24 protein-coding genes and 1 tRNA gene are annotated in these 21,725 nt (G+C 68.0%); 17 read left to right on the top strand and 8 right to left on the bottom strand.

Annotation, left to right across the window (positions count from 1 at the left end):
- Positions 1-75 precede the first annotated feature (75 nt).
- The 8 genes from DCD74_RS08755 to DCD74_RS08720 all read left to right on the top strand — a co-directional run bounded on the left by DCD74_RS08755 (position 76) and on the right by DCD74_RS08720 (position 5,774).
- The gene (locus DCD74_RS08755) at positions 76-1,080 is read left to right on the top strand and encodes a biotin--[acetyl-CoA-carboxylase] ligase (protein ID WP_112926977.1); all 1,005 of its coding nucleotides are present in this window, start codon (positions 76-78) and stop codon (positions 1,078-1,080) included.
- Positions 1,077-1,832, top strand: coding sequence for a type III pantothenate kinase (locus DCD74_RS08750; protein ID WP_112926976.1), 756 nt, complete (start codon positions 1,077-1,079; stop codon positions 1,830-1,832). The genes DCD74_RS08755 and DCD74_RS08750 overlap by 4 nt, the downstream gene beginning before the upstream one ends.
- Positions 1,833-1,841: 9 nt before the next feature.
- Entirely contained in the window at positions 1,842-2,537 is a 696-nt protein-coding gene (locus DCD74_RS08745; RefSeq protein ID WP_112926975.1) for an SPOR domain-containing protein, read from the top strand.
- 36 nt (positions 2,538-2,573) lie between these two features.
- A tRNA-Thr gene (locus DCD74_RS08740) sits at positions 2,574-2,649 on the top strand.
- Positions 2,650-2,663: 14 nt separating this feature from the next.
- A complete protein-coding gene (gene rocF / locus DCD74_RS08735) occupies positions 2,664-3,587 on the top strand; it encodes an arginase (RefSeq protein WP_112926974.1) in 924 nt (307 codons plus the stop codon).
- A 178-nt stretch (positions 3,588-3,765) separates the two neighbouring features.
- On the top strand, positions 3,766-3,906 hold the full coding sequence (locus DCD74_RS08730; protein WP_407072234.1) for an entericidin A/B family lipoprotein: 141 nt from the start codon (positions 3,766-3,768) through the stop codon (positions 3,904-3,906).
- 203 nt (positions 3,907-4,109) lie between these two features.
- Complete coding sequence (locus tag DCD74_RS08725; RefSeq protein ID WP_112926972.1) at positions 4,110-4,310, top strand: CsbD family protein; 201 nt, start codon at positions 4,110-4,112, stop codon at positions 4,308-4,310.
- A gap of 156 nt (positions 4,311-4,466) precedes the next feature.
- Positions 4,467-5,774, top strand: a complete 1,308-nt coding sequence (locus DCD74_RS08720; protein WP_112926971.1) for a tryptophan--tRNA ligase — start codon at positions 4,467-4,469, stop codon at positions 5,772-5,774.
- Positions 5,775-5,799: 25 nt separating this feature from the next.
- On the opposite strand, the gene DCD74_RS08715 is transcribed toward DCD74_RS08720, so the two are convergent.
- Genes DCD74_RS08715 through pdhA form a run of 4 tightly spaced genes read right to left on the bottom strand, consistent with a single transcriptional unit; the run spans position 5,800 to position 9,655 of the window.
- On the bottom strand, positions 5,800-6,180 hold the full coding sequence (locus tag DCD74_RS08715; protein ID WP_112926970.1) for a bleomycin resistance protein: 381 nt from the start codon (positions 6,178-6,180) through the stop codon (positions 5,800-5,802).
- A gap of 2 nt (positions 6,181-6,182) precedes the next feature.
- Complete coding sequence (locus tag DCD74_RS08710) at positions 6,183-7,589, bottom strand: dihydrolipoamide acetyltransferase family protein (RefSeq protein WP_112926969.1); 1,407 nt, start codon at positions 7,587-7,589, stop codon at positions 6,183-6,185.
- Positions 7,590-7,598: 9 nt separating this feature from the next.
- Positions 7,599-8,585 carry an alpha-ketoacid dehydrogenase subunit beta gene (locus DCD74_RS08705; RefSeq protein ID WP_112926968.1) on the bottom strand — a complete coding sequence of 329 codons (987 nt, stop codon included), beginning with the start codon at positions 8,583-8,585 and terminating at the stop codon, positions 7,599-7,601.
- Positions 8,582-9,655: a pyruvate dehydrogenase (acetyl-transferring) E1 component subunit alpha gene (gene pdhA, locus DCD74_RS08700; RefSeq protein WP_112927760.1), complete on the bottom strand. Its 1,074-nt coding sequence runs from the start codon at positions 9,653-9,655 to the stop codon at positions 8,582-8,584. The genes DCD74_RS08705 and pdhA overlap by 4 nt, the downstream gene beginning before the upstream one ends.
- Before the next feature lie 141 nt (positions 9,656-9,796).
- On the opposite strand from pdhA, the gene DCD74_RS08695 reads away from it, so the two are divergent.
- The 3 genes from DCD74_RS08695 to DCD74_RS08685 all read left to right on the top strand — a co-directional run bounded on the left by DCD74_RS08695 (position 9,797) and on the right by DCD74_RS08685 (position 12,984).
- Positions 9,797-10,684 carry a tryptophan 2,3-dioxygenase gene (locus DCD74_RS08695; protein ID WP_112926967.1) on the top strand — a complete coding sequence of 296 codons (888 nt, stop codon included), beginning with the start codon at positions 9,797-9,799 and terminating at the stop codon, positions 10,682-10,684.
- Positions 10,681-11,325, top strand: coding sequence for an energy-coupling factor ABC transporter permease (locus DCD74_RS08690; protein WP_112926966.1), 645 nt, complete (start codon positions 10,681-10,683; stop codon positions 11,323-11,325). The genes DCD74_RS08695 and DCD74_RS08690 overlap by 4 nt, the downstream gene beginning before the upstream one ends.
- A 126-nt stretch (positions 11,326-11,451) precedes the next feature.
- A complete protein-coding gene (locus tag DCD74_RS08685) occupies positions 11,452-12,984 on the top strand; it encodes a peptide MFS transporter (protein ID WP_112926965.1) in 1,533 nt (510 codons plus the stop codon).
- 102 nt (positions 12,985-13,086) lie between these two features.
- On the opposite strand, the gene DCD74_RS08680 is transcribed toward DCD74_RS08685, so the two are convergent.
- Positions 13,087-13,596, bottom strand: coding sequence for a MarR family winged helix-turn-helix transcriptional regulator (locus DCD74_RS08680; RefSeq protein WP_112926964.1), 510 nt, complete (start codon positions 13,594-13,596; stop codon positions 13,087-13,089).
- A gap of 99 nt (positions 13,597-13,695) precedes the next feature.
- On the opposite strand from DCD74_RS08680, the gene hppD reads away from it, so the two are divergent.
- The 4 genes from hppD to nhaA all read left to right on the top strand — a co-directional run bounded on the left by hppD (position 13,696) and on the right by nhaA (position 18,272).
- Positions 13,696-14,781 (top strand): 4-hydroxyphenylpyruvate dioxygenase, encoded by a 1,086-nt coding sequence (gene hppD, locus DCD74_RS08675; protein WP_335645444.1) that lies wholly within the window; start codon positions 13,696-13,698, stop codon positions 14,779-14,781.
- Between the two features lie 67 nt (positions 14,782-14,848).
- Positions 14,849-16,141, top strand: coding sequence for a homogentisate 1,2-dioxygenase (gene hmgA, locus DCD74_RS08670; protein ID WP_335645455.1), 1,293 nt, complete (start codon positions 14,849-14,851; stop codon positions 16,139-16,141).
- Positions 16,142-16,231: 90 nt separating this feature from the next.
- Complete coding sequence (locus DCD74_RS08665) at positions 16,232-16,921, top strand: lectin (protein WP_237049571.1); 690 nt, start codon at positions 16,232-16,234, stop codon at positions 16,919-16,921.
- 88 nt (positions 16,922-17,009) lie between these two features.
- Positions 17,010-18,272, top strand: a complete 1,263-nt coding sequence (nhaA, locus tag DCD74_RS08660; RefSeq protein ID WP_237049570.1) for a Na+/H+ antiporter NhaA — start codon at positions 17,010-17,012, stop codon at positions 18,270-18,272.
- Positions 18,273-18,301: 29 nt separating this feature from the next.
- On the opposite strand, the gene DCD74_RS08655 is transcribed toward nhaA, so the two are convergent.
- The 3 genes from DCD74_RS08655 to DCD74_RS08645 are packed head-to-tail and all read right to left on the bottom strand — an operon-like array spanning position 18,302 to position 20,575.
- Positions 18,302-19,189 carry a DMT family transporter gene (locus DCD74_RS08655; RefSeq protein ID WP_112926963.1) on the bottom strand — a complete coding sequence of 296 codons (888 nt, stop codon included), beginning with the start codon at positions 19,187-19,189 and terminating at the stop codon, positions 18,302-18,304.
- A complete protein-coding gene (locus DCD74_RS08650) occupies positions 19,189-19,677 on the bottom strand; it encodes an Mpo1 family 2-hydroxy fatty acid dioxygenase (protein ID WP_112926962.1) in 489 nt (162 codons plus the stop codon). Before DCD74_RS08650 ends, DCD74_RS08655 begins: the two co-directional genes overlap by 1 nt.
- Position 19,678: 1 nt before the next feature.
- The gene (locus DCD74_RS08645; protein ID WP_112926961.1) at positions 19,679-20,575 is read right to left on the bottom strand and encodes a phosphoribosylaminoimidazolesuccinocarboxamide synthase; all 897 of its coding nucleotides are present in this window, start codon (positions 20,573-20,575) and stop codon (positions 19,679-19,681) included.
- Between the two features lie 58 nt (positions 20,576-20,633).
- Between DCD74_RS08645 and DCD74_RS08640 the strand changes: the two genes are divergently transcribed.
- Both DCD74_RS08640 and rpe read left to right on the top strand, forming a co-directional pair.
- Positions 20,634-20,975 carry a J domain-containing protein gene (locus tag DCD74_RS08640; RefSeq protein ID WP_112926960.1) on the top strand — a complete coding sequence of 114 codons (342 nt, stop codon included), beginning with the start codon at positions 20,634-20,636 and terminating at the stop codon, positions 20,973-20,975.
- The gene (rpe, locus tag DCD74_RS08635; RefSeq protein ID WP_112926959.1) at positions 20,972-21,652 is read left to right on the top strand and encodes a ribulose-phosphate 3-epimerase; all 681 of its coding nucleotides are present in this window, start codon (positions 20,972-20,974) and stop codon (positions 21,650-21,652) included. The genes DCD74_RS08640 and rpe overlap by 4 nt, the downstream gene beginning before the upstream one ends.
- The last annotated feature ends 73 nt before the right edge of the window (positions 21,653-21,725 follow it).

Genomic DNA, 21,725 nt, shown 5'->3' with positions numbered 1-21,725 from the left:
GGGCGGGGGAGACCGCGACTATACCCCGGGCCGGGCGCCAGCGCAGGCGGCGGGGGCTTTGGGGATAATCGGCCGATGCCGAAAGCCTCCGCCTCCGATTCCCCGCGCGCCGATGCCGAACGCGCCCTGCTGCGGCGGCTCGCGGCCGGCGCGGTCTCCGGCGACCGGCTGGCGACCGAGCTGGGCCTGACCCGGGCGGCGGTCTGGAAGCGCATCGACGCGCTGCGCCAGGCCGGCATCGACATCGATGCGCAGCCGGGCCGGGGCTATGTGCTGGCCCGCCCGCTGGACCTGCTGGAGGCCGACGCCATCCTGCTGGCGCTGCCGCCCGATGCGCGCGCCGGGCTGGACGCACTGGAGGTGCAATGGCAGACCGAATCGACCAACAGCGCGCTGCTGGCGCAGCCGCCGCCGGCGACCGGCGCGCGGGTGCTGCTGGCCGAGCGCCAGAGCGGCGGGCGTGGGCGGCTCGGGCGCGTCTGGGCTTCGCCGCTGGCGAGCAACATCTATATGTCGCTGGACCGCCAGTTTGCCGGCGGGCTGGCGCGTCTGGCGGGCTTGAGCCTGGTCGCCGGCATCGCCAGCGCCGAGGCGCTGCGTGAGGCGACCGGCCTCGACATCCGCCTGAAATGGCCCAACGACCTCTGGCTCGATGGCCGCAAGCTGGGCGGCCTGCTGGTGGAAGGCGGCGGCGAACATGGCGGCCCGGCGCGGGCGGTGATCGGGCTGGGGGTGAACGTGCGGATGCCGGAAGCCACCGGCCGCGACATCGACCAGCCGTGGATCGACCTGGCCGGGCAGCTGGATGCGCCGCCTTCGCGCAACGTGCTGGTGGCGGCGGTGTTGGCCGCATGGCTGCGTGCGCTCGACGATTTCGACCGCGAGGGACTGGCGATGTTCCTGCCGCGTTGGGCGGCGCTCGATGCGCTGGCCGGACGGCGCATCCATGTCCTGCATGGCGGTGAGCGGCGCGAGGCCGAAGCACTCGGCATCGCGCCCGATGGCGGATTGCGGGTGCGCGATGCCGGTGGCGAACGCGTCGTGCATTCCGGCGAAGTCAGCGTGAGGCCGGCGCCGTGAGCGCGTGGCTGTTCGACCTGGGCAACACGCGGCTGAAGTTCGCGCGGCGCATGGAGGCGGGCGATGCCGGGCCGGTCGGCAGCATCGACCACCGGGCCGGTGGTGACTTCGCCACGCTGCCCGACGAGGTGCGGGGCGATGTCGCCTGGGTGGCGGCGGTTGCTTCGCCCACGTTGCAGGCGGCGCTGACCGCCGAACTCGCATCGCGGTTTCCGCGCATCAGCTTTGCGCGCACGCTGGCGCATTGCGGCGGCCTGCGCATTGCCTACGCCGAACCCGCGCGCCTGGGCGTGGACCGCTTCCTCAGCCTGCTCGCCGCCCGCGAGGCCGATGTGCCGGTGCTGGTCTGCGGCGTCGGCACCGCGCTGACGCTGGACCTGCTGGACGCTGCGGGCAGGCATCGCGGCGGCCGCATCGCGCCATCGCCCACGCTGATGCGCGAGAGCCTGCACGCACGCGCCGCGCAGTTGCCGGTGCAGGGCGGCGGCTACGTGGAATTTGCCGATGACACGCTGGACGCGCTCGCCTCCGGCTGCGAGGGCGCCGCGCTGGCGCTGATCGAACGCAGCCGCGCGCAGGCATGTTCGATGCTCGGGACGATGCCGCACCTGTGGCTGCACGGCGGCGGCGCCGGCGCGTTGTCGCCGCAGCTGCCGGAGGCCGACATCAAGCCCGCGCTGGTGCTGGACGGGCTCGCGCGTTGGGCCGCGTTGGGCGATGGCGAAGGGCCGGCCTTGCCGGGCTGCGGCTAGAATCCGCCCATGGTCGCGCGCATGTTGCTGGTGTGGTTGCTGGTGTTAAACCTGGGCGTCGCCGCCTGGTGGGCGCTGCATCGTGCGCCGTCGCCGGCACCCGCCGCCGCGCTGGATGCCTCGGTGCCCACGCTGCAGCTGGTCGGTGCGCCCGATGCCCGCGTGGCCGCCACCACCACGCCGTTGAACGAGGCGTCGCCTGTCGCCGTGGCGCCGGTCGAGACCGCGCCCGCATCCCCCTCCGCGCCGCCGGTCTGCGCCAGCTTCGGGCCCTATGCGGATGCCGCCGCCGCCGAACAGGCGCGTGGCCTGTTGCAGGCTTCCGGTGCCAGCGTGTCTGTGCGCCGTGCCGGTGCGGTCCGCAATGCGCGCGGCTACAACGTCATCCTGCCGCCCTTCGCCAGCCGCGATGCGGCGATGGCGATGGCCGAGCGCCTGCGTGCCGCCGGCTTCAGCGATCTCATCGTCATGAACCAGGGCGAAGGCGCCAACGGCATCGCGCTCGGGCGTTTCGGCAGCGAGGAGAACGCGCGCCGCCACCAGGCCGATCTGCAGGCCAAGGGCTTCGGCGCGCAGGTGGTGCCGGTCGGCGGCGAAGCGGCGAACGACGCCGCCAGCTTCTGGCTGGATGCACGCGCCACCGCCCCCTTCGATGCCGATGCCGAGCGCCTGCGCATCCGCGCACCGGGCGTGCGCGGCTGTTGATCGCGCGTGGCCCAGCTAGAATGGGCCTCTTTTTCCGCCGGCTTAGCTCAGTTGGTAGAGCAACCGCCTTGTAAGCGGTAGGTCGTCAGTTCGACTCTGACAGCCGGCACCAAGCGGACATCCCCCATGCGCACCAGCTACCCCCCCGTTTCGATCTTCGGCGTGCCCACCGACATCGGGGCCGCGCATCGTGGCGCGTCGATGGGGCCGGAAGCGCTCCGCGTCGCGCGCCTGGCCGAAGCCATCACGCGTCGCGGCGTGGAAGTGAGTGACCTCGGCGATGTCAGCGGCCCGCGAAACCCGCTTACCGGGCCGGTCGACGGCTACCGGCATCTGGATGAAGTCGTTGCCTGGAACCAGGCCGTCTTCGACGCCTCCACCCGCGAACTGCAGGCCGGCCGGATGCCGATCATGCTCGGCGGCGACCACTGCCTGGCCATCGGTTCCATCGCCGCGGTCGCCGCGTATTGCCGCGCGCAGGGCAAGTCGCTGCGCGTGCTCTGGCTGGACGCGCACGCCGACTTCAACACCAGCGACATCACGCCCTCCGGCAACATCCACGGCATGCCCGTCGCCTGCCTGTGCGGGCTGGGTCCGGCGTCGCTGGTCAACCTCGGCGCGCCGGGGCCGGCGTTGAATGCGCAGGACATCCGCCAGATCGGCATCCGCTCGGTGGATCGCGGCGAGAAGCGGCTGGTGAAGGAACACGGCATCGACATCTACGACATGCGCTACATCGACGAGATCGGCATGCGCCGGGTCATGGAGGAAGCGCTGGAGGACATGGATGACGACACCCACCTGCACGTGAGTTTCGATGTCGACATGCTGGATCCGTCGATCGCGCCCGGCACCGGCACGCGCGTGCCCGGCGGCGTGAACTACCGCGAGGCGCAGTTGATGATGGAGATGATCGCCGACACCGGCCGCATGGGCTCGCTCGATCTGGTCGAGGTCAACCCGGCGCTCGACAAGCGCAACGCGACGGCGCTGCTCGCGGTGCAGCTGGTGGAAAGCCTGTTCGGCAAATCCACGCTGATGCGCGACTGAGCGGCGCTTCCAGCTGAACGGGGCACAACCCCGCAGACGGCAATCTCCACGCAGCGTCACGGATTGCGGGCCGAGTCGACGCCCGCTTCACGTTTGGATGGGTTCCATGGTCGCGTCATGGCGCGACATGCGCCGGACCGATTCCCCCCACAGACGGAGACACTCCATGAAGCGTTTGATGCTCGTAGCGATGCTCGCCATGTTCTCGATGGGCACCCTGAGTGCCTGCAACACCATCGCCGGCGCCGGCAAGGACGTGCAGAAGGCCGGTGAGAAGGTCGAAGACAAGGCGCAGGACTGCAAGGACGGCCGCTGCTGATCCACGCGGTTGCCTGATGCACGAGGGGCCGGCATTGCGTCGGCCCTTTTTGTTGGGTGGATGTGCTGCGCTGGATGCAATGCCGCATTCACCGCGATGAACCGCCCGCACAGCCGTTAACGCGCGGCCAACGCAATCGCAACGCAGCGGCGGCCAAGTTGTCCACGTGACGATGAGTCACTAACGCACCGCAGGAGTCATGCATGAACAAGGACATCATTGCCGGCAAGTGGCAGCAGCTGAAGGGCAAGGCGCAGGCGCGCTGGGGCGACCTCACCGACGACGTCTTCGATGTCGCGGCGGGTGACGCCAAATACCTCGCCGGCAAGCTGCGCGAGCAGTACGGCTGGGACGAGAAACGCGCCGACGACGAAGTGCGCGATTTCGAGCGCGGCCTGCACTGACAGAGCGCCACGCACATCCGTGGGTGCGGCAGGCATCCACGCATCCCGGACGGGCAGGCCCAGGGCTTGCCCGTCCGCTTTTGTGGCGGGGGAGGCGGGGCAGGGCGCGGGGCCCGCACGGTTAAACTGGCCGCTTTCCCGGCTTCGATTCCCGCAATGTCCGCCCGCCCCGTCCGCATCCTCACCGGCATCACCACCTCCGGCACGCCGCATCTCGGCAATTACGTCGGCGCCATCCGCCCGGCGCTGGCCAGCGCGCAGTCGGCGGATGCCGAGAACTTCTATTTCCTCGCCGACTACCACGCGCTGATCAAGGCGCAGGACCCGGCGCGTGTGCAGCGCTCCACGCTGGAAATCGCCGCGACGTGGCTGGCCTGCGGGCTGGATGTCGAGAAGAACTGGTTCTACCGCCAGAGCGACATCCCGGAAATCCCCGAGCTCACCTGGCTGCTCACCTGCGTCGCCGGCAAGGGCCTGCTCAACCGCGCGCACGCCTTCAAGGCGGCGGTGGACCGCAACCGCGCAGAAGGCGAGGACGATGATGCGGGCGTGAGCGCCGGGCTCTTCATGTATCCGGTGCTGATGGCCGCCGACATCCTCATCTTCAATGCCGAGCGCGTGCCGGTGGGTCGCGACCAGGTGCAGCACATCGAGATGGCGCGCGACTTCGGCCAGCGCTTCAACCATCTGTATGGCGAGCATTTCGTGCTGCCGGAAGTGGCGATCGACGAGAACGTGGCCACGCTGCCCGGCCTCGATGGCCGCAAGATGTCGAAGAGTTACGACAACACCATCCCGCTGTTTTCGCCGCCGGCCGAGCTGCGCCGCCTGATCATGGGCATCGTCACCGACTCGCGCGCGCCGGGCGAGCCCAAGGACACCGAAGGCTCCGCGCTGTTCCAGCTCTACCAGGCCTTCGCCACGCCGGAGGAAACCATGGCGATGCGCGAGGCCTTCGCCGCCGGCATCGGCTGGGGCGACGCCAAGCAGAAGCTGTTCGAGCGCATCGATGCCGAGATCGCGCCGATGCGCGAACGCTACGAGACGCTCATCGCCCGGCCCGCCGAGATCGAGGCGATCCTGCGTGATGGCGCGACCCGCCTGCGTGCGCGCTACGCCACGCCGACGCTGGCCACCCTGCGCAATGCGGTCGGCCTGCGCGACCTGGGCCAGGCCGCCGCCGATGCGGCACCGGTCGCGCGCGAGAAGATGGAGCTGCCGACCTTCAAGCAATACCGCGAGGCCGATGGCAAGTTCTACTTCAAGCTGGTGCAAGGCGACCGCCTGCTGCTGGTGAGCCGGGGTTTCGACTCCCCGCGCGAAGCCGGCCAGCGGGTGGCGGCGATGAAGACCGGCGCGCTGGGAGAGGGCGGCGCGGCCAGCGATTTCCAGCTGGGCGAGGGCGTCGGCAGCGACGAGGTAAATGCAGCCTTGGCCGCTTTCCTGGAAGACGCGCTGAAGTAAGGCGGCGCCCGTTGCGGGTGCGCGATCAGCGCTCGTGGGTGCCGGGCGGATCGTCGACCGGCTGCCCGAACTGCAGCAGGAAACCGTTCGGATCGCGCACCGCGAATTCGCGCATGCCGTAGTCGAAGTTTTCGATGGGGTGGCAGACCGGCGCGATGTCGCGCAGCCGGTCCCACCATGCGTCCACGTCATCGCAGCGCAGGTAAAGCGAGCCGGTGAAGGCGGTTGCCTCATCGCCTTCGTGGGCGTTGAACGCCGACAGCATCAGTTCGATGCCGTCACGTTCAAGGCAGGCCCAGCCGTCGCTGCCGTCGTACTGGGCGGTGAAACCAAGCGTGTCGCGGTACCAGGCCACGGTGGCCGGCACATCCGGCACCCGCAGCATCGGGACCAGCGCACGCAGCATGGTCAGTTCGGGCGGGCCAGGTCGTCGAGCAGGGCCTTGAGGAAGCGTGCCGCCTCGCCGCCGGTGCAGGCGCGGTGGTCGAAGGTCAGCGAGATCGGCATGCGGCGATGCACTTCGATGCCGCCCATCACCGCGACCACGTCGTGGCAGAGCTTGCCGGCGCCGATGATCGCCACGCACGGCGGCACCACCACCGGCGTCGCGTAGCGGCCGGCGAACATGCCGAAGTTCGACAGCGAGATGGTGTAGCCGGACAGCTCCGACGACGGGATCGAACGGTCTTCCACCTGGGTGCGCAGGCGCTTGATCGCGGCGCGCACGCCGTGGGCGTCAAGCATGTCGGCGTTGCGCAGGGCGGGCACGAACAGGCCGTCGTCGGTGTCCACGGCGATGCCGATGTCCACGTGCGGGTGCAGGGTGCGGGTCAGCGCATTGCCTTCGAACCACGCGTTGAGCGCGGGCACCTCCTTGCAGGCGGCGACGATGGCGCGCACCAGGCGGGCGGTGATGTCCTGCTTGCCGATCCACTGGTGCAGGTCGGCGTCATCGACCAGCGTGGTCGGGACGACCTGCGCGTGCGCATCGGCCATGACCCGCGCCATGTTGCGGCGCACGCCCTTGAGCTGCTCGGGCTGGCCGGTCGCGGCGACGCCCGGCGGCTGCGTGCGCATCGGCTTGCCGCCCTGCGAGAGCGTGCTGCGCTGCGCTGCCTGCGGGGCCGCGCGGGTGGCGGCCACGGGCGCATCGACCGCGCGCTGGACCGGCGCGCTGCCGATCTTGGCGCTGCCGTCGGCGGCGGCCTGCTTGACGTCGCCCATCGTCACCACGCCATAGGGGCCGCTGGCGCGGACGCGGGTGAGGTCGACGCCGAGCTTGCGGGCCATCGCGCGCACGGCGGGCACGGCCTTGACGCCACCGACCGCCATCGCGGCCTCGGCATGCACGGAGTCACCGACCTGCATCGCACCGACCACGGTGCCGGCGTCCTGCTTGGCCGCGGCATTGGCGTTGGCGTCTTCCGGCTGCGGCTTGTCGGTCGCCTTGATCGCGCCGCCTTCGCTCGATGCCACCACCTTGTTGTCCGGCGCCGGATCGGGTGAACCGACGCTGTGGCCGCCGCCGTGGTGGTGGCCGGTGTCCTGGCCTTCGGCACGCTGTGGCATCGACATGTCCATCTCGAACTCGGCCAGCATCGAACCGGTGACGATGATGTCGCCCGCCGCGCCGGAGAGTTTCACCACCTTGCCGCTGACCGGCGAGGGCACGTCGACCACCGCCTTCGCGGTTTCCATCGAGACCAGGTTGTCGTCGAGCTTGATGGTGTCGCCTTCCTTGACGTACCACTCGACGATGGTCGCGTCCGGCAGTCCTTCGCCGAGGTCGGGGAGGTTGAAGGTCTTCTTCGTCATGTCTATTCCTTAACTGTGCGCGACGGCGCGCTTGGCCGCGGCGACGATCTTGTCCACGCTCGGCAGGTACTTCATTTCAAGGCGGAACAGCGGGATGTGGGTGTCGTAACCGGTGACGCGCTCGACCGGCGCGAGCAGGTCGAACAGGCATTCCTCGGCGACGCGCGCGGCGATCTCGGCACCGAAGCCGGCGGTCTTGGCGGCCTCGTGCACGATCACGCAGCGGCCGGTCTTCTGCACGGACTCGGCGATGGTGGCGAAGTCGAGCGGCTTCAACGTGGCGACATCGATCACTTCCGCGCTGATGCCTTCCTTCGCCAGCGCCTCGGCGGCTTCCAGCGTTTCCTTGACCTGCGCGCCCCAGGTGACCAGGGTGATGTCGCTGCCGTCGCGCAGCACGAAGCAGACATCGAGCGGCAGCGCTTCGCCGTCATCCGGCACCAGTTCCTTGTACTGGCGGTAGATGCGCTTGGGCTCCATGTAGATCACCGGGTCCGGGTCGCGGATCGCGGCCAGCAGCAGGCCGTAGGCGCGCTGCGGGCTGGACGGCATGACCACGCGCAGGCCGGGCACGTTGGTGAAGATGGATTCGTTGGCTTCGCTGTGGTGCTCCGGCGCGCGGATGCCGCCGCCCCACGGCACGCGCAGCACCATCGGGCAGGTCAGGCGGCCACGCGTGCGGTAACGCATGCGCGCGGCGTGGCAGATGATGAAGTCGACCATCGGGTACATGAAGCCGTCGAACTGCGCTTCGGCCACCGGCTTCATGCCCTGCGAGGCCATGCCGACGGTGAGGCCGGCGATGGTGGTTTCGTCCAGCGGCGTGTCGAGCACGCGCATGTCGCCGAACTGCTGCTGCAGGCCGGCGGTGGCACGGAACACGCCGCCGTTGACGCCGACGTCCTCGCCGAGCACCACGACCGCATCGTCGTGCTTCATTTCATAGGCGAGGGCCTGCGTGATCGCTTCGATCAGGCTGATGGGGGTGTCGCTCATGCGCGCTTCTCCAGGGCGATCGCCGCCTCGCGTTGGGCCAGCACGTCCGCCGGCATGTCGCCATAGAGGTAATCGAACATCGCCTCGACCGGCTGCACCGGCGTTTCCAGGTAGGCGTTGATCTCGGCATCGACCAGTTCGCCGCATTCCTTCAGCCAGGCGGCTTCCTGTTCCTCGCTCCACAGCTTGAGGTCGGTCAGGTATTTGCGCAGGCGCAGGAAGGGTTCGCGCGTCCAGGCGTCCTTCACCTCGTCCTCGCCGCGGTAACGGCGGGCGTCGTCGGCGGTGGTGTGGTCGTGCAGGCGATAGGTCATGAATTCGATGACGCTGCCGCCTTCGCCATTGCGCGCGCGTTCGGTGGCGCGGCGCATCGCTTCCAGCACGGCGACGATGTCGTTGCCATCCACCTGCAGGCAGTTCAGGCCACCGGCCAGGCCCTTCTGCGCGAGCGTCTGCGCGCCGGTCTGCGCCTTGCGCGGCACCGAGATCGCCCAGCCGTTGTTGATGACGCAGAGCACCAGCGGCAACTGGTAGGCGCCGCCGGAATTCACCGCGGCGTAGAAGTCGGTCTTCGACGAGCCACCATCGCCGCAGCAGGCGACGGCGACGCGCTTCTGGTCGCGCAGCTTGAAGGAGAGCGCCGCGCCGGCCGCCATCAGCATCTGGGTGGAGATCGGCACGCACCACGGATAGTCGTTGCGCGGCACTTCGAAATCATTGCCGCGTTCGTCGCCGCCCCAGTACATCAGCACGTCGCGCGGCTTCACCCCGCGCATGAACTGGGCACCGTATTCGCGGTAACTGGGGGCGAAGACGTCATCGGGCGTCATCGAGGCGCCGATGCCGACATGCGTGGCCTCGTGGCCCAGACAGGCGGCATAGGTGCCGAGCTTGCCGGTGCGCTGCAGCGCGATGGCCTTGGTGTCGAAGGTGCGCACGAACAACATGCGCTTGAAGAGGGGAACCAGCTTCGACGGATCCGCGACTGCCGGGGGCAGTGGGCCGTTGAGCGTGCCATCGGGCTTGAGGCACTGCAGGTATTCGATCTCGAACTGTGCGGCAAGGGTCATGCGATGCATCCGGCGTGCGGGTGGTGCATTCATGATAACGAGCCACGGGTAAGGAACCGTTGCGCGCTGCGGCATCGGCGGGGCCGCGCGGTTGACCGAAGTCAGGTCCGGCACCGTTGGGCGCGTGCGAGAATCCGCCGCATGGCCATCGACAACAACGAACGCGCGCTCGAATCGGGCATCCTTACGGACCTGTCCGGGCGCATGACCTACGGCGGCTACCTGCAGCTGGACCAGTTGCTGGCGGCGCAGAACCCGCTCTCGCAGCCGCCGCATCACGACGAGATGCTGTTCATCATCCAGCACCAGACCAGCGAGCTCTGGCTGAAGCTGCTGATCCACGAACTCAGCGCCGCCGTCGATCACCTGCGCCACGACCGCGTCTGGCAGTTCGGCAAAGTGGTGTCGCGCTGCAAGCGCGTGCTCGACCAGCTGACCAACCAGTGGTCGGTGCTGGAGACGCTCACCCCCTCCGAATACATGGAGTTCCGCGAAGTGCTGGGGCCGTCCAGCGGCTTCCAGTCGCTGCAGTACCGCACCGTGGAGTTCCTGCTGGGCAACAAGAACGCCGGCATGGTCAAGGTGTTCAAGCATGACGAAGCCGCGCATGCGCGGCTGGAAGCGGTGCTGCACATGCCGAGCCTGTACGACGAATTCCTGCGCTATCTCGCGCGCTGGGGCCATGCGGTGCCGGCGGATCACCTGGAACGTGACTGGACGAAGCCGCACGTGCTGGATGCCGCGCTGGTGCCGGTGTTCGAGAAGATCTACGAAGACACCGATCGCTACTGGCGCGAGTACGCCCTGTGCGAGGACCTGGTCGATCTGGAAACGCAGTTCCAGCTCTGGCGCTTCCGCCACATGCGCACGGTGATGCGGATCATCGGGTTCAAGCGTGGCACGGGCGGTTCGTCGGGCGTGGACTTCCTCAAGCGCGCGCTCGACCTGACCTTCTTCCCGGAACTGTTCGAAGTCCGCACCACCATCGGCCCGGAACGCGGCTACGGCGAGGACAGCGCCGCGAAGTGACCGCGCAGCTGCCGTCGGAATGGCGGTGGTGGGGCCTGCTGGCCGCGGTCGCGGTGCTGGCCTGGGCTGTACGCAGGCTGCCGTGGCACAAGGTCGCCGACGATGCCGAGGCGCAGCGCGTCTTCGCCATCTTCATCGCGCTGGTCATCCTGCTGCGCGCGCCCAGCACGCAGTCGGCGATAGGCATCAACTTGCATTTCCTCGGCGCCGCCATCGCCACGCTGATGTTCGGCGCGCGCTTCGCGCTGGTCGCGCTGGCGGTGGTGAGCGCGGCCTGGGCACTGCTCGGCCGTGTCTGGCTGGGCTGGGGCTGGGACTTCCTAGCCAACGACGCGCTGCCGGTGGCGGTGACCGTGGCCTTCGGCGCGCTGGTGACGAAGATGCTGCCGGCGCACATCTTCATCTACATCCTGGGCAATGCGTTCTTCGCGGCCGGATTGTCGATGCTGGCCTCGGTGCTGGCGAAGGCGGCGGTGACACACGGGCTGGGCGGGGAGGCGGTGCCGTATCTGATCGCCGCCATCCCGATGTCCTTCGGCGAGGCCTTCTTCACCGGCGGGGCGCTGGCGCTGGTGGTGGCCTACCGCCCGCACTGGTGCGCCAGCTTCGATGACGCGAAGTACCTGTCCGGACGGGATTGAGGACCAACGCTGAATGCGCAGACGCGGTTCGATTCCCCGCGGCGGCGCGGTTTCCCGCGTTTGACGGCTGCCGGGTCGGTCGGTCATCCTCGGCCGTCTTTTTCCGTAGCACCAAGGGGAGGCCGCATGAGCGGAGCCGCTGCCAACAGTAACGAACCGTTCGTCCCGCCCCCGCCGGGGGAGTTGATGGGGCATCCCAAGCAGTTGTGGATGCTGTTCACCGCCGAACTGTGGGAACGCTTTGCCTATTACGGCATGCGCGCCCTGCTGGCGGTCTATGTGGCGGCGCAGTTCTTCGCCCATCTGCCGGAAGGCGAGGCCAAGAAGGAGGCGTCGCTGGTCTATGGCGGCTTCACCTCGCTGGTCTACGCCACCGGCGTCCTCGGCGGCATGATCGCCGACCGTTACCTCGGCTATCAGCGTTCGATCATTGTCGGCGGCCTGCTGATGGGGCTGGGCCTGTTCCTGCTCATCCTGCCGGAGATGCAGTGGTTCCTGATCGGCCTTTCCATCGTGGTCGTGGGCAACGGGCTGTTCAAGCCCAACATCTCGGCGATGGTCGGCAAGCTCTATGCGCCCTCCGACGCGCGCCGCGACTCGGGCTTCACCATCTTCTACATGGGCATCAACGCGGGTGCGTTCCTCGCCCCCATCGTCTGCGGCACGCTGATCGGCGCCAGGTTCGGTTACCAGTACGGCTTCCTGGCGGCCGCCATCGGCATGATCTTCGGCGTGGTGGTGTTCCAGTTCCGCCGCGGGATGCTGGGCCATGTCGGCGTCACGCCGCCGCAGCACCAGGGCTGGGGGCCGGTGGTCAAGGTCATCATCGGCGCGGCCCTGCTGGTGCCGGTGGTGTATTTCCTGCTGGCGCAGAGTGCGATCCTGGGCATCCTGCTGCTGGGCCTGTTCGCGGTCCTGGCGATCTACCTGATCTGGAGCGGCTATGCGGAAAGCAGCGAGCAGGGCAAGCGGTACGTCGCCATGTTCATCCTGTTCGCCGCCAACATCCTGTTCTGGGCCCTGTTCGAGCAGGCCGGTGCCTCGCTCAACTTCCTGGCCCAGGACTACGTGGATGCGCCGTTCCACTTCACCATGTTCCAGTCGGCAAACTCGATCTTCATCCTGCTGCTGGCGCCGGTGTTCGCGGCGATGTGGCCGAAGCTGGACAAGATCAATATGAACCCGTCGATCCCGCGCAAGTTCGCGCTGGCGCTGGTGGGGCTCGCGCTCGGCTTCGCGGTGATCGTGTGGGCGATGAAGGGGGCGATGGCGCATGGCGTGAAGATCGCCTGGGTCTGGCTTGCGGCGCTCTATCTGATCCACACGATGGCCGAGCTCTGCCTGTCGCCGATCGGCCTTTCGATGGTGACCAAGCTGTCGGCGCAGAAGAACGTCGGCCTCGCGATGGGCGGCTGGTTCTTGGCCACCGCCGTGGCCAACTATCTGGCCGGCCGCATCTCGGCGATCGCCACCGGTGGTGGCGGCCATGGCGAGGGTCCGGTGTGCGATGCCGCCCTGCAGGGCGCGGCCAAGATGCAGTGCGAGCTGGGCCAGTATGCGAGCACGTTCACTTGGCTGATCTGGGCCGGCCTGATCGTGGGCGCGCTGTTCTTCCTCGCGGCTCCGCTGGTGCAGCGCCTCATGCCCGGCGTGAAGTAACCGCCCCGCCAGGCATCGACGGGACGGCGGCCTCCGGGCCGCCGTTTCCGTTTCCGCGGTGCGGCCACGCCGCCGTGGCGCCGGCGCCTGCGGGCGGGGGATTCAACCGCCGCTCGATTCCAGCCGGCCGATGCCGTCGCCCAGCTTGTCCAGCAGGCGTTGCAGCTGGCCGCGTTCTTCGGCGTCCAGCCCGGCCAGCAGGCGCTGTTCGATGTCGAGTGCCAGCGGCGCGACCTGCGCATGCACGGCCAGCCCTTCGCCCGACAAGGCCAGCACCGAGCGGCGGCGGTCGTCGCCGTGGGTATCGCGTTCGATGAGGCCGCGTTCCAGCAGACGCGCGACGGCCCGGCTCACCGCCACCTTGTCCATTGCGGTGCGTTCGGCGACCTCGTTGGCGGACAGGCCGGCGTAGCGGCCAAGCACCGCGATCACCCGCCATTCGGTGACGCCGATGCCGAAGCGGTCGGCATACAGATCGGCGATGGTCTGGCTGATCCGGTTCGACAGCAGCGACAGGCGATAGGGCAGGAAACGCTCCAGTTCGAGCGTTGCCACGCCGCTGCCATCCTGACCGGCGAGGGTCTTGCCGGGCGCCTTGCCTGTCGTTGCCATACCGCACCGCAGCTTGAAAATGGTTTCATCTGAAACTATAACGGACGCCTTCGCCGCGCAAGTCCGCGCCGTCGCCCCCACGCATCCGCAGGAGCCGCCATGAACGCCCAGCCCGATTTCGGCATGACCGTCACCACCTTCGAGAACCCGATGGGCATCAACGGGTTCGAGTTCGTCGAATTCGCCGCGCCGGCCGGGCAGGGCGAGGCCATGCGCAGCTACCTGCGCAACCTCGGCTTCACCGCTGTGGCCAGGCACAAGGACCGCGACATCACCCTGTTCCGCCAGGGCCGGATCACCTTCCTGCTCAACGAAACGGGCGATTCCTTCGCCTCGCATTTCGCCGAAGCGCATGGCCCCTCGGCCTGCGGCTTCGCGATCCGCTTCCAGAAGCCGACCGCCGACGTGCTCAAGCACGTGCTCGCCAATGGCGGCGCCGAGATCGACTTCAAGCCGGAAACGAAAGCCGTCGATGCGCGGGTGATCAAGGGCATCGGCGACTGCATGCTGTACCTGGTCGATGACGGCGACGACGCGCTCTACGCCGACTTCCTGCCGCTGGAAGGCGTGGACCAGCACCCGCCGGGTTTCGGGCTGACCTTCATCGACCACCTGACCCACAACCTGTTCCTCGGCAACATGCAGAAGTGGTCGGACTACTACGAGAAGCTGTTCAACTTCCGCGAGATCCGCTACTTCGACATCAAGGGCGCCAAGACCGGCCTGCTGTCGAAGGCGATGACCGCGCCGGACGGCATCGTGCGCATCCCGCTCAACGAATCGAGCGACGAGAAGAGCCAGATCAACGAATACCTGCGTGACTACAAGGGCGAAGGCATCCAGCACATCGCGTTGTTCACCGACAACATCTACGACACGGTGGAAGCGATGCGCGAAGCGGGCGTCGCCTTCCTCGACACGCCCGACACCTATTTCGACGTGATCGACATGCGCGTGCCCGGCCACGGCGAGGACGTGCCGCGCCTGCGCAGGAACGCGATCCTGATCGACGCCGACCCCGAGACCAAGCAGCGCAAGCTGCTGCAGATCTTCACCCAGAACGCGTTCGGGCCGATCTTCTTCGAGATCATCCAGCGCAAGGGCAACGAAGGTTTCGGCGAAGGCAATTTCCAGGCGCTGTTCGAGTCGATCGAACGCGACCAGATGAAGCGCGGCGTCCTGTAAGGAGCACGAGATGGGCAGCAACGACAGCAATGTGGTGCCGATGCCGCGCCACGACGGCGCGCGCGCGATGCAGACGGGCTACATGTCGGGCTTCGGCAACGAGTTCGCCACCGAGGCGATCCCCGGCACGCTGCCGGACGGGCGCAACTCGCCGCAGCGCGTCGCGCACGGCCTGTACGCCGAGCAGATCAGCGGCACCGCGTTCACCGCGCCGCGACACAGCAACCGCCGCAGCTGGCTGTACCGGATCCGCCCGGCGGCGATGCACGGCGAACTGACGCTGATGCACCACAATCATTTCCACAACGACTTCGGCAGTGGACCGGTGACGCCCGAACAGCTGCGCTGGAGCCCGATCCCGCTGCCCGAGACGCCGGTGGATTTCATCGACGGCCTGTTCACCGTGGCCGGCAACGGCGCGCCGAGCGCGGGCGTCGGCATCGGCATCCACCTGTACGCGGCGAACGCTTCGATGGAAGGCCGCTGGTTCTACGATGCCGACGGCGAGATGCTGATCGTCCCGCAGCAGGGCCGGCTCGTCATCGCCACCGAACTCGGCGTGCTGGAGGTCGAGCCGCAGGAAGTGGCGGTGATCCCGCGCGGCATCCGCTTCCGCGTGGAACTACCCGATGGCGCATCGCGCGGCTACGTCTGCGAGAACTTCGGCGCCTTCCTGCGCATCCCGGACCTGGGGCCGATCGGCAGCAATGGCCTGGCCAATCCCCGCGACTTCCTGACGCCGTGCGCGAGCTATGAGGATGTCGAAGGCGAGTTCGAACTCGTTGCCAAATTCCAGGGCCACCTGTGGCGCGCCGACATCGGCCACTCGCCGCTCGACGTGGTCGGCTGGCACGGCAACCACGTGCCGTACAAATACGACCTGCGCAAGTTCAACACCATCGGTTCGATCAGCTTCGACCATCCCGATCCGTCGATCTTCCTGGTGCTGACCTCGCCGACCGACACGCCCGGCGTCGGCAACCTGGACTTCGTGATCTTCGGGCCGCGCGTGCTGGCGATGCAGGACACGTTCCGTCCGCCGTGGTTCCACCGCAACATTGCCAGCGAGTTCATGGGCCTGATCGATGGCGCCTACGACGCCAAGGCGGAAGGCTTCGCGCCCGGCGGCTGCTCGCTGCACAACTGCATGACCGGACACGGGCCGGATGCGGCGACGTTCGACAAGGCGTCCAGCATCGACACCTCCAAGCCGGATTACATCCAGGACACGATGGCCTTCATGTTCGAGTCGCGCGGGGTGATCCGCCCAACCGTGCAGGCCATCGACGCGCCGCATCGGCAGCGCGACTACACCGCGTGCTGGGAAGGGCTGCGCAAGCAGTTCACGCCGCCCCGCTGAGGCCGGAAATTGAACCGTGGCGCGCGTGTTTCGCGCCCGGTTCACGGCGGCTGGCTAGGGTGGCCCGCGTTCCCCAGCGAGGCTTTGCCCATGAACGCACCCCGTTTCCCGCGCATCCTGCCGCACGCGCTCGCCGCCGCCTGCCTGTTGGGCCTGGCGGCCTGTGCGCCTGCCGGTGATCCCGCCGCCTCCGCGCCTGCGGACGATGCCGCCACTCCGCCGGCCGAGGTCCCGAAGGACGCACCGCCGCCGATGACCGACGGCAACACGCCGCCGATCACCCCCGCACCCGAAGCACCCGCGACCCCGCCCGATGGCGACCTCTACCTGTCGAAGTGGAGCGGTTATGGCGATGTCGCCTTCGGCACGCCGGCCGATGGCATGGCGAAGGCCTGGGGCGGCGAGCTCAAGACCGAAGGCAAGGACTTCAATCCGACCTGTTACTTCATGACCCCGACCTGGGTGAAGACGCCTTCGGAATTCAATTTCATGATCGGCGACGGCAAGTTCGTGCGCTATGGCGTGGAGAACGCCAAGTTCGCCGCGCCGGGTGGCGGCAAGGTCGGCATGGGCAAGGCCGAGATCACCAAGCTCTACGCCGGCCGCGTCGAGGCGCAGCCGCACAAGTACACCGATGGCGAATACCTGCGGATCAAGGATGCATCGGGCGGCAAGGGCGTGCTGATCTTCGAGACCGATGGCAAGGGTAATGGTGCCAAGGTCAAGGAATGGCGCGTCGGCGTGCCGCCGTACGCGGATTACGTCGAGGGCTGTTCCTGACGCATCCACCCAGGCGTAGCGCCATGCGGATGGCAGCGGGTGGCGTCCGCCGGGCTGCGCGTGCGCGGTCGCCGCTTACAATCGGTCCATGAGCAGACATCACGGATCATCGCGCGGCCTGTTCGGCGCGGTCGCGGAACTGCCGCATCGCGCGGTCCACGCCATGACGGAATTCCTGCGGCTGGAGGCCGCAGGCGGCATCCTGCTGATCATCGCGGCGGTGCTGGCGCTGGTCTTCGCCAACTCGCCGCTGGAGGAAGCCTACGACGGCTTCCGCGACCTGCCGGTGGCGGTGAAGGTCGGTGCGCTGGAAATCGCCAAGCCGCTGCTGCTGTGGATCAACGACGGCCTGATGGCGATCTTCTTCCTGCTGGTCGCCATGGAGATCAAGCGCGAGGCGCTCTCGGGCCAGCTTTCCACGCTGCGGCAGGTGACCCTGCCGGTGGTCTGCGCGATCTGCGGCGTCGCGGTGCCGGCGATCCTGTTCTGGTGGGTCAACCGGGGCGATCCCATCGCGATGCAGGGCTGGGCGATTCCGGCGGCGACCGACATCGCCTTCGCGCTCGGCATCCTGTCGCTGCTGGGTTCGCGCGTGCCGGCGTCGATGAAGCTGCTGCTCTCGACCATTGCGGTGATCGACGACCTGGTCGCCATCCTCATCATCGCGCTGTTCTACACCGCCAGCCTGTCGATGACGGCGCTGCTGTGGGCGGGCCTTGCGGTCGCGGTGATGTACATGCTCAACCGCCGGCGGGTGATGGCGCTCACGCCTTACCTGCTGCTCGGCGTGGTGGTCTGGGTCTGCGTGCTGAAGTCGGGCATGCACGCGACGCTGGCCGGCGTCATCACCGGCCTGATGATCCCGCACTACGACCGCTGGAATGATGTCGATGACGCGGTCGAGCATTCGCCGCTGGAACATCTCGAACACGCACTGCACCCGTGGGTGGCCTACCTGATCCTGCCGGTGTTCGCCTTCGCCAACGCCGGCCTGATGCTCAGCGACATCAAGCTCAAGGACGCGCTCGACCCGGTGCCGCTCGGCATCGCGCTGGGCCTGGTGGTCGGCAAGCCGATCGGCATCATCGGCGCCGCGCTGCTGTGCAAATGGACCGGCCTGTCGAAGATGCCCGAGGGCATGAACGGCCGCGCGCTGGTCGGCCTGGGGCTGCTGTGCGGCATCGGTTTCACCATGAGCCTGTTCATCGCCGGCCTGGCCTATAGCGATGACGGCGACGTGCTGGGCGAAAGCGTGCTCGGCATCCTCGCGGCCTCGGTCTGCGCGGCCATCGCCGGCTATGTCTGGCTGCGCATCACCCTGCCGAAGCGGGCGGCCGTTTCGCGCGATTGACGTTGTTGCCGGGGTGATGCGGCTTCGGCTCAGGCCTTCGCGGCCTGCGCCTTCAAGCGTTGCCGCACCGCGATGATGAAGACGCCGCCGAGCACCATCGCGCCGCCGATCCACAGCCGCGTGCCGGGCCGGTCGCCCCAGAACATGATGCCCAAGGCGACCGCGAACACCGGTACCAGCAGCAACCACGGCATCATCACGGCCATCGGGTGGCGCTGCACCAGCATGTAATAGATGCCATGGCCGAGCAGCGAGGAGGCGAGTGCCGCATACGCCGCACCCGCCCAGGCGACCGCGCTCACCTGCGGCAGCGTGGCCAGCGCGCCCGGTTCCAGCCACAGGCTCACCAGCAGCAATGGCAGCAGGCTGAACGCCGCCATCCAACCCTGCTGGCTGGGCATGTCGATGCCGCGCAGCCCCTTCATCAAGATGGTGCCGATGGCGAGCGCCAGCGCCGAGAGCAGCATGGTGAACAAGGCCATCGGACGCGACAGCACGTGCGGGTCGAAGCCGAGCACCAGCACGCCGGCGAAACTCAGCGCGATCGCCACGCCGGTCCACCAGCGGAAGCGCTCGCCCAGCCACCACCACGCCAGCAGCGTCGTCATCGGGATATAGCTCTGCATGACGATGGCCGGCGATGACAGGTCGCCCGACAGCCGCAGCGCCAGGAAGCTCAAACCGAAATGCAGCACGCCGACCAGCAGCGACACCGCCGCCAGCCGTCCCCACTGTTCAGCCGGTGGCCGCTTCATGAAGGCGACCAGCGCCAGCAGCAGGATCGCGAAACGCAGCAGGGTGAAGGTGAACGGCGGAATCTCGCGCAGGCCAAGCGCCGACATCAGGAAGTTCAGCGCCCACACCAGGCAGACGGCGAGCAGCAGCGCCAGGTCGCGCCGCCCGAGCTCGCCGTGCATCAGTACTTCCAGCCGAGCGTGCGGTAGAGCTTGTTGAGCACCCAGACCGGGCCGATCAACAGATAGGTGATGTCGGTGAGGAAGGACGGGCGCCGCCCTTCGAAATGATGGCCGATGAACTGGCCGATCCACGCCACCACGAACACCGCGAGCGCCAGCTTGGCGAGGCCCGCGCCGCCGAGTTCAAGATGCAGCCAGCGCGTGGTCCACGAGATCAGCACGAAGAACAGCAGCATGCCCATGCCGAGCGTGCGAGAGTGGCGGTAATAGAACGACCAGGTCATGAACATCGCCAGCGCGGCGAATGCGCCCGGCCCGAACAGCGTGCCCGGCACCGGGATGCACCACAGCAGCGCGATCACCGACCACAGGATGAGCGGCACGCACACCACGTGCAGCCACTGGTTGAGCGTGTTGCGATGGTCGCCGGAATAACTGGCGAACCAGCGGTCGATCGCGCGCTCGGCGGTGTCGGCGATGCGCGGCATCTCAGTCGACCCGGATCCCGGCCAGGCGTTCCAGCGCCTCGGCGTAACGCGCGCGGGTGCGCTCGATGACATCCGCCGGCAGGCGCGGGCCCGGCGGCGTCTTGTCCCAGTCCAGCGTCTCCAGGTGGTCGCGGACGATCTGCTTGTCGTAGCTCGGCGGGCTGCTGCCGACAGCGTATTCGTCGGCCGGCCACCAGCGGCTGGAATCGGGCGTCAGCATCTCGTCCATGACGTAGAGCGTGCCGTCCTCGTCGGTGCCGAACTCGAACTTGGTATCGGCCAGGATGATGCCGCGTTCGGCCGCGTAGTCACGCGCGAAGGTGTAGAGGCGGAGCGTGGCGCCGCGCACGGCTTCGGCCATCTCGCGGCCCACCGTGTTGACGGCGGTGTCGAAGTCGATGTTCTCGTCATGGTCGCCGACCGCCGCCTTCGTCGAAGGGGTGAAGATCGGTTCCGCCAGCTGCTGCGCCTGCTGCAGGCCTTCCGGCAGGCGGATGCCGCTGACCGCACCGGTCGCGCGGTAGTCCTTCCAGCCGCTGCCGATGATGTAGCCCCGCGCGATGCATTCCACCGCCACCGGCTTCAATTTCTTCGTCACCACCGCGCGCTTCGCGTACAGCGCGGCATCCACGCCCGCCGGCAACACCGAAGCGACATCATCCCCGGTCAAATGGTTGGGGATGAGGCCGGCGGTCCGGTCGAACCAGAAATTGCTGATCTGCGTAAGCATCTCGCCCTTGCCGGGGATCGGGTCCGGCAGCACCACGTCGAAGGCGGACAGGCGATCGGTCGCGACCATCAGCAAACGGCCGTCGCCGAGGTCGAAGACATCGCGCACCTTGCCGCGATGACGCAGGGCGAGGCCGGGCAGGTCGGATTGGACGAGGGTCGTGGCCAAGCGCTGAGCTCCTGTGCGGGCGGCCAGTTTACGGCTTTCCAGCGGGTAAACTGGGCCGATGGAACGTTGGTACGGAAAACTGCTCGGCGCCATCGCGGGCATCCTGCTGTTGCGCGGCAATCCGCTGCTCGGCCTCGCCATTGGCGTGCTGGTGGGCCATGCCTTCGATGCCGACTGGTTCGGCCTGGGCGCGCGCCAGCAGCCGTATCGCGTGTTCGGCCTGACCCGCGAAGCCAGCGACGCCGAGATCGAGCTGGCCTACCGCCGCCTTATCTCGCAATACCACCCCGACAGGTACGCCGACGCCGCGCCCGAACTGCGCGCGCAGGCCGAGAAGAAGGCGCGCGAGATCAACACCGCCTACGACCGCATCCAGATCCTGAGGAAAAAGCGCCGATGAGCCGCCAGTCCACCGTCATCGCCCCGTCCATCCTGTCCGCCGATTTCGCGCGGCTGGGCGAGGAAGTCGACAACGTGCTCGCCGCCGGCGCCGACTGGGTGCATTTCGATGTGATGGACAACCACTACGTGCCCAACCTGACCATCGGGCCGCTGGTCTGCGAGGCGCTGCGCAAGCATGGCGTCACCGCGCCGATCGACGTGCACCTGATGGTGGAGCCGGTGGATGCGCTGATCCCGATGTTCGCCAAGGCCGGCGCGACGCATATCAGCTTCCATCCGGAAGCCAGCCGCCACGTCCATCGCAGCATCCAGCTGATCAGGTCGCTGGGCTGCCAGGCCGGCGTGGTGCTGAATCCGGCAACGCCGGTCGAGGTGCTCGATTACATCCTCGACCAACTCGATTACGTGCTGCTGATGTCGGTGAATCCCGGTTTCGGCGGGCAGGCGTTCATCCCGTCCACGCTCGACAAGCTGCGCCGCGTGCGCGAGCGCATCGACGCGTCCGGCAGCGCGATCCGGCTGGAGATCGATGGCGGGGTGAAGCCGGACAACATCGGCGAGATCGCCGCCGCCGGCGCGGATACCTTCGTCGCCGGTTCGGCCATCTTCGGCCAGCCCGACTACCGCGACATCGTGGCCCGCATGAAGGCCGCCGTGGACGCCGCCACGCGCTGAGCGCAAAGAAAAACCGGCGCCTTTCGGCACCGGTCGGGGAAATGTTGGAGGCTCCGTCCTCCGCGTTTCGTCC

The organism is Lysobacter oculi (assembly GCF_003293695.1).
Taxonomy (GTDB): Bacteria; Pseudomonadota; Gammaproteobacteria; order Xanthomonadales; family Xanthomonadaceae; genus Solilutibacter; species Solilutibacter oculi.
The sequence above is the reverse complement of the archived record's forward strand: the minus strand, read 5'-3'. Positions and strand labels throughout refer to the sequence as shown.